Origin of the sequence: Zavarzinia aquatilis, from assembly GCF_003173035.1 — a bacterium.
Classification (GTDB): domain Bacteria; phylum Pseudomonadota; class Alphaproteobacteria; order Zavarziniales; family Zavarziniaceae; genus Zavarzinia; species Zavarzinia aquatilis.
Map to the genome: position 1 here is coordinate 1 of NZ_QGLE01000038.1, position 1460 is coordinate 1460.

Genomic DNA, 1460 nt, shown 5'->3' on the forward strand with positions numbered 1-1460 from the left:
TGCCGCCGTTGAACGCGACGCCGTCGTAGGTCTTCGTCGTATTGGCAACGGTTACCATCAGCGCCGCCTGGTTCACCGTCAAGCTGCCCGCGACATAGGTGATGGCATAGTTGCCCGAGCTCAAGCCCCCGGCCGTGATCGTGTAGCTCCCGGCATTCACTGCGCCCTGCGCCGTGCCGCCGTAGCTCAGCGTCCCGCCCAGGTCGCCGACGCCTTCACCCGCCACGAAGCCCGCATAGGTCACGCCGCTGCCACCGTTGAACGCGACGCCGTCGTAGGTCTTCGTCGCGTTGGCAGCGGTCACCGTCAGCGCCGCCTGGTTCACCGTCAAGCTGCCCGCCACATAGGTGATGGCATAGTTGCCCGAGCTCAGCCCCCCGGCCGTGATCGTGTAGCTCCCGGCATTCACCGCGCCCTGGGCCGTGCCGCCATAGCTCAGCGTCCCGCCCAGGTCACCCGCGTCCTCACCCGCCACGAAGCCGGCGTAGGTCACACCGGCGCCACCCGTGAAGGACTGGCCGTCATAGGTCTTCGTCGCGTCGGACGCCGCCACCGTCAGCGCCGCCTTGTTCACCGTCAAGCTGCCCGCCACGTAGCTGATGGCGTAGTTGCCCGAACTCAGGCCGCCGGCCGTGATCGTGTAGCTCCCGGCATTCACCGCGCCTTGCGCCGTGCCGCCATAGCTCAGCGTCCCGCCCAGGTCGCCGACGCCTTCACCCGCCACAAAGCCCGCATAGGTCACGCCGCTGCCACCGTTGAACGCGACGCCGTCGTAGGTCTTCGTCGCGTTGGCAGCGGTCACCGTCAGCGCCGCCTGGTTCACCGTCAAGCTGCCCGCCACATAGGTGATGGCATAGTTGCCCGAGCTCAGCCCCCCGGCCGTGATCGTGTAGCTCCCGGCATTCACCGCGCCCTGGGCCGTGCCGCCATAGCTCAGCGTCCCGCCCAGGTCACCCGCGTCCTCACCCGCCACGAAGCCGGCGTAGGTCACACCATTGCCGGCGTTGAAGGACTGGCCGTCATAGGTCTTCGTCGCGTCGGATGCCGTTATCGTCAGCGCCTTGCGATCGATGCTCAGCGTCCCGCTGACATAGCTGATGGCGTAGTTGCCCGAAGTCAGCCCCCCGGCCGTGATCGTATAGCTGCCGGCATTCACCGCGCCCTGCGCCGTGCCGCCATAGCTCAGCGCCCCGACTAGGTCACCTGCGTCCTCGCCCGCCACGAAGCCGACATAGGTCACGCCGACGCCACCCGTGAAGGCCACGCCATCGTAGGTCTTCGTCGCATTGGCAGCGGTTACCGTCAGCGCCGCCTTATTCACCGTCAAGCTGCCCGCCACATAGCTGATGGCGTAGTTGCTCGAGCTCAGGCCGCCGGCCGTGATCGTATAGCTGCCGGCATTCACCGCGCCCTGCGCCGTGCCGCCGTAGCTCAGCGTCCCGCCCAGGTCGCCGACGCCT

The 1460-nt window shown here is 67.7% G+C and carries 1 protein-coding gene; it reads right to left on the minus strand.

The annotated features are described in order from the left end of the window. Nucleotides 1-1460 (minus strand): autotransporter outer membrane beta-barrel domain-containing protein (locus tag DKG74_RS21930; RefSeq protein WP_279340909.1); only part of this gene is annotated, 1460 nt, incomplete at both ends.